At 65.2% G+C, this 8,478-nt stretch carries 9 protein-coding genes; 3 read left to right on the forward strand and 6 right to left on the reverse strand.

Annotation, left to right across the window (positions count from 1 at the left end; all coding sequences use genetic code 11):
- Positions 1-838: 838 nt before the first annotated feature.
- The 3 genes from MKK68_RS01620 to MKK68_RS01630 all read right to left on the reverse strand — a co-directional run bounded on the left by MKK68_RS01620 (position 839) and on the right by MKK68_RS01630 (position 3,677).
- Positions 839-2,083: an NRAMP family divalent metal transporter gene (locus tag MKK68_RS01620; protein WP_243932681.1), complete on the reverse strand. Its 1,245-nt coding sequence runs from the start codon at positions 2,081-2,083 to the stop codon at positions 839-841.
- 195 nt (positions 2,084-2,278) lie between these two features.
- Complete coding sequence (locus MKK68_RS01625; RefSeq protein ID WP_147841697.1) at positions 2,279-3,202, reverse strand: alpha/beta hydrolase; 924 nt, start codon at positions 3,200-3,202, stop codon at positions 2,279-2,281.
- Between the two features lie 181 nt (positions 3,203-3,383).
- Positions 3,384-3,677 carry a hypothetical protein gene (locus MKK68_RS01630; protein WP_244028054.1) on the reverse strand — a complete coding sequence of 98 codons (294 nt, stop codon included), beginning with the start codon at positions 3,675-3,677 and terminating at the stop codon, positions 3,384-3,386.
- Between the two features lie 344 nt (positions 3,678-4,021).
- Here MKK68_RS01630 and dps point away from each other — a divergent pair, with 344 nt between their 5' ends.
- Positions 4,022-4,573, forward strand: coding sequence for a DNA starvation/stationary phase protection protein Dps (dps, locus tag MKK68_RS01635; protein WP_147726444.1), 552 nt, complete (start codon positions 4,022-4,024; stop codon positions 4,571-4,573).
- A gap of 1,425 nt (positions 4,574-5,998) precedes the next feature.
- Here dps and MKK68_RS01640 read toward each other — a convergent pair.
- The gene (locus MKK68_RS01640; protein ID WP_147841696.1) at positions 5,999-6,241 is read right to left on the reverse strand and encodes a hypothetical protein; all 243 of its coding nucleotides are present in this window, start codon (positions 6,239-6,241) and stop codon (positions 5,999-6,001) included.
- A gap of 161 nt (positions 6,242-6,402) precedes the next feature.
- Between MKK68_RS01640 and MKK68_RS01645 the strand changes: the two genes are divergently transcribed.
- Both MKK68_RS01645 and MKK68_RS01650 read left to right on the forward strand, forming a co-directional pair.
- Positions 6,403-6,618: a hypothetical protein gene (locus tag MKK68_RS01645; RefSeq protein WP_243945457.1), complete on the forward strand. Its 216-nt coding sequence runs from the start codon at positions 6,403-6,405 to the stop codon at positions 6,616-6,618.
- A gap of 33 nt (positions 6,619-6,651) precedes the next feature.
- Positions 6,652-6,966: a hypothetical protein gene (locus MKK68_RS01650; RefSeq protein ID WP_244028061.1), complete on the forward strand. Its 315-nt coding sequence runs from the start codon at positions 6,652-6,654 to the stop codon at positions 6,964-6,966.
- An 18-nt stretch (positions 6,967-6,984) separates the two neighbouring features.
- Here the strand turns inward: MKK68_RS01650 and MKK68_RS01655 are convergent, their stop codons facing one another.
- Both MKK68_RS01655 and MKK68_RS01660 read right to left on the reverse strand, forming a co-directional pair.
- Positions 6,985-7,212, reverse strand: a complete 228-nt coding sequence (locus MKK68_RS01655) for a hypothetical protein (protein WP_147726451.1) — start codon at positions 7,210-7,212, stop codon at positions 6,985-6,987.
- Positions 7,213-8,288: 1,076 nt separating this feature from the next.
- On the reverse strand, positions 8,289-8,478 hold a 190-nt coding region (locus tag MKK68_RS01660), incomplete at its 5' end, for a hypothetical protein (RefSeq protein WP_244028068.1).

Raw genomic sequence — 8,478 nt, forward strand, 5'->3', positions numbered from 1 at the left:
AGTTGTTTAATTCTAGATGGACTGGAACGAATTCTATTCTATCCGAAGTCGGATCGAACGCAATAGGTGTGGTATAGCTTTTGCCGGGCTTCAAAAGTTATCCCCGCTCACCGCTGCGCTGTAGTCCGATCCGCCGCTTTCCAATGTCCCATCTGCTGCTGCCGCATCGCCGGCAATGCATGAGTAGGGCGGGAAGCTGTACCGCATCCCAGCCGAGGCCGTGGCGACCGACGAGACCGACAGCAGGTTCAAAGCGCGGAGACCATAACGGCGTCAGGTCACGGCTGGCCCTGACGCGTCCCGTTGCGACTTGCAATCCGGCGAGCGTAGTGTCGGACAGGCGACGTGGCGGGGAATGCGCTGACGGGCGCAATGGTAGGAGGGGCTTTCGATGCAGCCATTCCGGCCGCCGGTGCCGCCGCTTCTGGGCTCATGAACCGTCTGACCTGCTCCGCCTCTCCCGAGGTCGCAACCCTCGCCCGCACGGCGCGAGCCCGCTTTGGCATACCGATCCGAGCCGGGCGGATCCGCGACGCCTTGGATGGTGCTCAACGTGCTCTCGATCGCGCGATTGTGTGTCGAGAACAGTCCCGGCTCCCGGGCCGGCGCCCCGTTCTCATTCGCGGGACGATCGTTCGGCGCCATTCCGTCCACGCGGCCCGGCAATCTCGCCGCGGCAAGCACCTCCTACGATCCACGTCGAGGACTGGCAGGCGTGGATCGCCGATGGCTTCGGCATCGTCACGAACGGCATGCTCTGCGTCACCGGCCCGGAACTGACGGCGGACGAGTGGACGGCGCGGCCCTGACTCCGCGTCGAGATCGGGTTGCAACCGCCTTAGAGCAGCCCAACCCCATCGAGGACACCAACCATCGCGAAGGCGATCGTGAGGCCGGATACGACGTAGACCACCCATTTGTAGGTGCCCTCGACCCGCCGGTCTGGCGGCAGGGCACGGGTGGCGAGCAGGATGAGGAAGCCGAGGGCCAGCGGCAGCAGGAGCGCGTTCATCACTTCTACGGCGACGTTGAGCGCTACAAGGTTCGGTACGAGCTGCACTCCGATCGCACCGGCGACCACAACTAAAGTGAAGGCGCCGTAGAAAACTGGTGCCTGACGCGGCGACAGGGTGAGGGAGTGCGCCCGGCCCGTCAGGTCGCCGAAGCCCCACGCGAGCGACAGTGCGACGACGTTGAGTGCCACGAACGCCGCTGCGATGATGCCGACCCCAAAGGCGACGTGTCCGAGCCATGGGCCCAGCGCCGGTGTGAAGGCATCTGCTAGTTGGCCGACCGTATCGAGCCCTTGGGCTGTTCCGCGGCCGCCCTTCCCGATGGTGGCGGCCGCCGCGATCAGGATCGCCCCCATCACGCATTGCGAGATGATCGCACCGACGAGGGTATCCAGGCGCGAGTCGCGTGCGTGTTGCCAGCCAAGGCCCTTATCGACGATCGCCGACTGCTGGTAGAAGATCATCCATGGCATGATGACTGCGCCGATATTGGCTGCGATGAGAACCCGGAAGCCGCCGTCGTTTAGCGGTATGTGCGCGAACGAGGCCAGGATTTCGCCTGGGTCAGGTTTGGCCGCAATAGCGAGTCCGATGAACACGAGTTCGAACAAGCCGACGGCGATGGCTACCACCTCGACACGCCGGTAGCCCCCGGTGAACACCAGCCACAGCAGGATCGCCACCGGTAAACCAAGGCTGACGATCCGCGGCACACCGAAAAGGTCACCGATGCCGGCGATCCCCGAGAACTCGGTGACGATGGCTCCGATACCGGCCACGACGAGACCGCCAAATGAAATCCAGGCCCAAGCGGGTCCGAAATGCTCTCGGATTAGCGCGCCGTGACCACGGCCTGTCGCCGTGCCGAGGCGGACGGTGAGTTCCTGAACGATGTAGAGGATCGGCACGAGCAGGAGTTGCAGCAGAAGCAGGGAATAGCCCCAACGCGCTCCGCTCTGCGCGGCGGTGATCAGGCTCCCGACATCGGTGTCGGCGAGCATCACGACAAGACCGGGTCCTGCGGCCTTGAGAAACGCGGATATGCGGGGCAGGTAAGCGGTGTCGGGCACGGCATTGCAACCGGAACGGTCAAGGCGGGTTCCGAGCGTCCCAGTAAACCATGGTGCGTCACAGAAACCCGCTCCCCCAGGGCCCCTTGAGCGCGTTCGCCCGGCCGATGCAGCCGACGACCATTCGCGGATCGCGGTGCCCGGATGATCCCCTGATCTGGATGAGATCAGCGCACCGGAAGCGACGTTCAGCCTTCAACCCAGCATGTCGAGGGTCTGGAGCCACGCATGACACAGGGTGGGCCAGACACTTGCGGGCGTGCCCGGCTCCCCAATGCCGAAACCATGGCCGCCCTTGCTGAAGCGGTGGAACTCGACCGGGACGCTCATGTGCCGACAGGCCGTGTCGAGGATGCGGCTGTTCTCCGGACTGATCACGGGATCGTCGTCGGTCTGCACGAGGAAGAGCGGCGGGCAGCCCGGACGCAACTGTGTCTGGAGCGACCAGGCGGTCCGCGCTTCGGGCTTCGGCTGCTCGCCGACGAGGTTCCGCCGGGTGCCCGTGTTGTCGTAAGGCGGCTCCAGCGTGACGACCGGATAGATCAGGGCCGCGAAGTCGGGACGGGCCAACTGCCGATCGATCTCGTCCACCGGCGCGTAGGTGCGTAGGCCGGCACGCATCGCGAGCGTGCCGGCGAGATGTCCGCCCGCCGAGAAGCCGACGACCCCCATCCGCTGCCGGTCGAGCCCCATCGCCTCCGCCCGCGAGCGCATCGTCCGCATGGCCCGTTGCGCGTCCTGCAGGGGAACCAAGGTGCCGTCGGCCCAGCCCTCGTTGGGTAGGCGGTAGGTGAGGACGAAGGCCGTCACCCCGATGTCGGTCAGCCAGCCTGCGGCCGGATAGGCCTCCTTGACCAGGCCGATGCGTCGATAACCGCCGCCGCCGACGACGAGTGCCGCGGCACCGTTCGGCTTGGGCGGAATGAAGATGTCCAGCAGGGGCTCGGATATGTTGAAGGCGGCCCCATCGATCTCGGCCTGTTGGGTCCCCATCGGGCCGCCCCCACCCGGTGGGGCGCTGGGCCAAAGCCGCAAGCGTTCGGACCGTGGCTGAGCGCAAACGCTGGTCGCGATCGCGCTCGCGCCGGCAGCGAGGATCAATGAGCGGCGGTCGAGCATGGTGATCCAGCGCAGCGAGGTGGAGCCTTGCAAGCAAGACCCATGCAGCGGTGAAGCGAAATCATCCGGGGGACGTTTCGGAGTGAGGCGCCGGGAGCTGCTGTAGCAGGTCCAGCCTCATGGGAACCCGCTTCCCGAGTGCGCCCTATCCGGCATCGGCTGCGGCGCTATCTCAGACTGGCTACTCGCGGTTCGCAGCGGTCATAGCGCGAGCGACAACTTCCCGTAGGGCTGTCTGTCCATCCACGAGGAACCAAGCTCGCAACGTATCCGTGGTCTCGGGCCTGTCGTCCACCCGCTCGCGGAACAGGTCGCTGTAACGTGCGAGTTCACGTTCAAGGAATGTGTCAAGGTAGCTCGGCCCTTTCGCTTTGGCGAGGTCGAGAAGGGCGTCATCGAGGACGCGACGCATCATCTCTCCGACCATGGCTGAGACGTAGATGGCTTCAGGACTGCCTTGCTCGGGCTCTTTCAATCCGGTCTCCGTAAGGGTGGGGGATGGCGAGCCTGTGCCCGCCAGCTGAGGCGCCGTGCAATCGCATCGGCGCCTGCCTGAAGCCTTTAGCCCGCATTCGCCTTGAAGTCGCCCCACGAGGATCGCCCGAGGCTCGGCCTCTTCATCCGGCTCCTGCTTGCCGAGCAGCGCGGCAATTCTAGCCACCCATGGTGCCCAGCACCGTCGTTCGATCGTTGCAGAGGAACCGGCGCCCGATGGCGGTCTTGAAGGGAGCGAGCGCTCATCGCGCGCATCCCAGACGCTGTCGCCTAGGCTGCTGCAGAGCGCCTTCCGGCTGTTGCTGAAACTTGAAGGGACCTACCATGGCCGACACGAACGCCTCCCAGGGGCAGCGCCTCCACGAGACCCAGAACGGCACCAAGTCCAACGCGAAGCAGGTCTCGACCGACGCGCTCAACGCCCGGCTCGCGGACGGCATCGACTTGGCGCTGGCGGTCAAGCAGGCCCACTGGAACCTGAAGGGTCCGCAGTTCATCGGCATCCACCTGATGCTGGATGGGTTCCGTACCGAACTCGACGATTACAACGACAAGGTTGCCGAGCGCATCACGCAGCTCGGCGGCACGGCGCGGGGCACGGCGACCGCGGTGGCCGCTGGCTCGCAGCTCGCACCGTATCCGCTCGACGCCTATCGGATCGCAGACCATCTTGCGGCGCTGATCGATCGCTATGCGGTCTATGCGAACGCCGTCCGCCAAAACATCGACGACACCGACGAGGCGGGCGATGCCGGCACGGCGGACCTCTTCACTGAGGTCTCGCGCGGCGTCGATAAGCAGCTCTGGTTCCTCGAAGCTCATGTCCAGGAGCCAACTGGCGCGATGCGCGATGGTGATCACGACGGCAAGCGCTGAGGCGCGATACGGCCATTCGGCTGACGCCGGCACGAGAGCCAAGATCGCATCCCTCAGATGAGGGATGCGATCTTGGCGGTCTCGACACATCGATGCCGGGCGGCTTCGTGCCGGGTCGATGGTCCTGCCCGTGTCCGGTGCGCCGAGGAAGCGGTGAGAGCACGATGTTCGCTCTCAGCCTGATCTGCCTCTCGGCGGGAGCCACATTCGCCAGTGTCGCTCCGCAGCGACTCGCGCGGCAGACCACGTTCGAGAGCATGGGGGGCTGCCCGATTGTCGGCGGCCCCTGCCTGCCTGATGCTGGGCTGCCGCTGTGCCGCTGAGCGAAGCGCCAACGCGCCTGCCTTACCGTCCCGCCATGACCTCAAGCCGCGCCAGCGGCAGCCAGACTGTTGCCCCGGCCGCCCCAAGGGAGAGGCGCGAACGGGATCACCGCGCGCTCGGCCGCCGCGACCGGCAGCACGCCGTCAGAGGCGATGGCAGGCATCCGTGCGGCTACGAGAGCCAGGAAGGCACCGAGAAACGGTGCGGCGGGCGAGGTCGGCCATCAGCGCGTCTCGCTCCGTTCGGCAGCGACGAGGCGTCAGCGGCGGGCAAGGCCGAGCGCCCAGGCATGGGCCCCGCGCTGATCGGTCTCGCCGGCCGCGGATCCGGTGCCGGTAGGAGGCACCAAGGCGGAGGCAGACCGCGTGATCCTGCCGGGCGTGCAGCAGGCGGACGGCGAGGGAGCGGATCCGGTCGGAGGCCATCGGTCCGACCTCGATGCGCACGGTCGGCGCGGGAGGACCTTGGCGGCGGCCCGGGCGCCCGCGAGCGCATAGGACATGCACATGCCCCAGGCGTCGCCAGTCACTTCCATGCGGGCCTGAGCCGAACGGATCGCGGCGCGCTTGATGGCGGAGCGGTCGAAGGTGCCGTCGCGGTTGACCGGCGGGGCGACGGTGGCGGCGAAGCGCTCGGCGCTTTCGGTCGAGACGACGACGGCAGCCCTGGGAACGCCTGTCCGAGGTCTCCCGCCTTGCCGGCCTCCTCGCCGATCAGGTGCTGGACGCGCAGATCATGAGTCGGCCAGTCCCGAGCAACATATCCGGGCGCTACTCAGCGCAGCCTTCCTGCTGGACGAGCACGACCTTCCGCTTCCTTCGCTGCCTCAGCAGATCGTCCACGGGGCGAAACGCGGAGCCGACCGATGCCAGGAGCCTTCGAGCGTGCGGGTCTGAAGTTCATCTCCGAAATCGGAGGTGGTTCCGGCAGCCGGTTCCGTGAGGAGAAGGCGCGGAGCCGGACGAAAGTCACCGTCAGGATCAGCTCGCCAGCAGGAACGAGGCTGGCCGAAGGGACGGAACGAACGGCCGCGCCGAGCCGAGCCGCATTCAAATGTTTCGCGTCTCATGGCTCGAACATGCGTATCTCGCGCTTTGAGCCCTAACCCCAATCCTGGCTGTCCAGCGTGCACGCGCCATTGGCGACGCTTGCGATGGCCGACATCGCGGCGTCGAGGGAGGCGTGCGCGCGTTTCACAGTCACGAGAAGGCCCGCCTCATCCGGCTGGATCTGGAAATCGTCGGTATCCTTCGGCCTTGTGATCTTGCCGAGGCTCCGTCCCAGCCGATCTTTGAGATCCCATGCCTTGCCGGCCGGCCCTGTCGGTGTGAGAACGACGTCCATTCATCTGATCCTTAAGAGCGGGGAGGGTCGCTCCAAAGCCCTACAATTTCGGTCGAAGGCCTCAGGCAATTCAGGAGCAGGACCACATCGCGACCAATCAGGACTGCGCTGTCGATGCCCTTCTGCGACAGATCGAGTGGAACCGCTTCGACGATACCGAAGTGGGCCACACACCGTTCTTGAATGAGTCGGCCTCGGCGACGATCGCGGCGCAGCTTCGCACAATCGGTGAAAGCATTCACGCCATCGGAGGACTGGATGCGGTCGACGAGGCGATCCTCCGGATCACCGAAATGAATTCCGGCTTTTCCGACCAGCGGTCGAAGCTCCTGGAAGCGCTTTGGTCTTCCATAGGCCACGATGTCGGGACGGCGTGACGCTGGATGTTCCCGCCCTCGATCCTGGCAGCCGTGGCCATCAACTTGCAGGCTTTGGCTTCGACGACCGGTGAACGCTTGATCTCGGGCCTTCAAGCGCATGCCTCACTGATCGTCCTTTCCGCTGTCGCCCTTCTCGGCGTTTGCAGCGTTGCCGGTGACCGTCATGCGAACGTGGTTGGCGGCTTCACGATGTTTTTCGATACGGGCTTGCGCCAACGTATCGTCGGCTTCGGCATCCGTTTCGGCTGCAGGGGAACGCCCGGCATCGTCAGCCCTGTGAGATCGCTGATCCGCGAGGCTCGGTTGCTGAGGCATAAAACGCTCCTTGCATGTTCGATCCCGTGATCCGGCAGCGAGTTCAGATCAGGCACGTCCGAGCCACATCAGGAGGAACCCTGCCAGGGGTAGGCTGAAGCCCAGCACCACCCGGATATCGAGTTCCTTGGAATGCTGTGCCATGCGCCATCGGCGACAGGCCAAGTGCTCCGCTTCCATTCCCAGGATCATAAGACATAGACCGACGTACACCGGCATGGACGGCAGCGCGATTTCTCGCATGATCGCCTCATTTTGCTGGTTCTGAAGGGACAACGCCTCGCGGAGGCAATCGGGTACAGAGAAAATAACTCCAAAGGATCCTGAGGATTTCAGCTGAGATTGAGCAAGATCCTGGCGGGCATCGGGGCCGCCGGCACGCCGATGGTGGGGCGGCGCGCATGAGGTCGTCGTTGCGCGGTGCCGCGAGCACGTCGCGACAAACAAAAGCGGTCGCCGCCACCGTGCGGGCGTCCAGGCGGCAGGTACCGTCGTGAACCGAGCGTCCCGATCGGTACTTTCGGCTCGTCCTGGACTTACCGCGCAGTCTGCCAAAGGGCTGTTATCTCTCGAAATGCCGTATCGGCACTTGCCTCGGATGCCCCCTGTGATCCGAAAGATCGGATCGATTGGCGTACGACCAAATCATCCTTCATGATCGTCCAGTCGAAGCGTCCTGGCTCCGACTTGGACGGGTTGATCCGTATCGTATGCGGGTTCGGCGTGAAGGTGATCATGCCCGACATATAGGGCCTCGGCGCGTACAGCGTTCAAGGCGTGATCGAGCCGGCGGATCGCCGAGGGGCTCAAGAGGGCCGCCTGCGCCGGGAAGCGCCTTCCCTGTTCGCCGGCACTATACCAACACCGGGTACGCAGACCTATGCCGGCCCGGCCGCCTCTGCTGATCGACCGGCTGGCAACAGATCACGGGCACCTTCCCAGCAAGCCCGGCTCAGGACCGGGTGGCCGGTGAGATGAACGACGCACCCATCCGCCGTGATCGGATCGGAGGACCGGCCTGCTTCGCCTCCAGCGTTCCATTAAGCGCCTGCTAACCGCCGGCCGACACCTTCGCGGGCATGTCGAAGCGTACCAAGCGGACCGCACGAGCCCTTCTCTGGATCACGTCGCTGGCCCTCTGCTGCTTTGCGGCCGTCATGCTGATGCAGATCAACCGGCCCCCGGATCAGGTGGCGAGGCGGGTGGGAGACGGAGATCCCATCACAACGGGCTCGATACCGCCCACGCCTATGCGCTGGTGTGGAGCAGCGCCATGGTGTCGGTGAAGCGTCGCCGATCGGCCTTTTGGACCGGAGGAATATCCGAGGTGCCCGGCTGCGCATTCCACGCGCTTACGGGTACACGATCGAACGGATCGAAACGAGCTTGAGCTTGGTTCTCCCATTCTCCGGTCGACCGACGGGAGAAGGCTGTCGCTTCTGGCGGCATGCGAGGAGAACCATCTTGCGCTCATCCATCATTGCCGCCGCCCTGTTCGCCGCGCTCGGCGCAGCGTCGCTCTCCACGTCCGCCTCCGCTGCA

It is taken from the genome of Methylobacterium sp. E-016, assembly GCF_022829745.1.
In the GTDB taxonomy this organism is placed as follows: Bacteria; Pseudomonadota; Alphaproteobacteria; order Rhizobiales; family Beijerinckiaceae; genus Methylobacterium.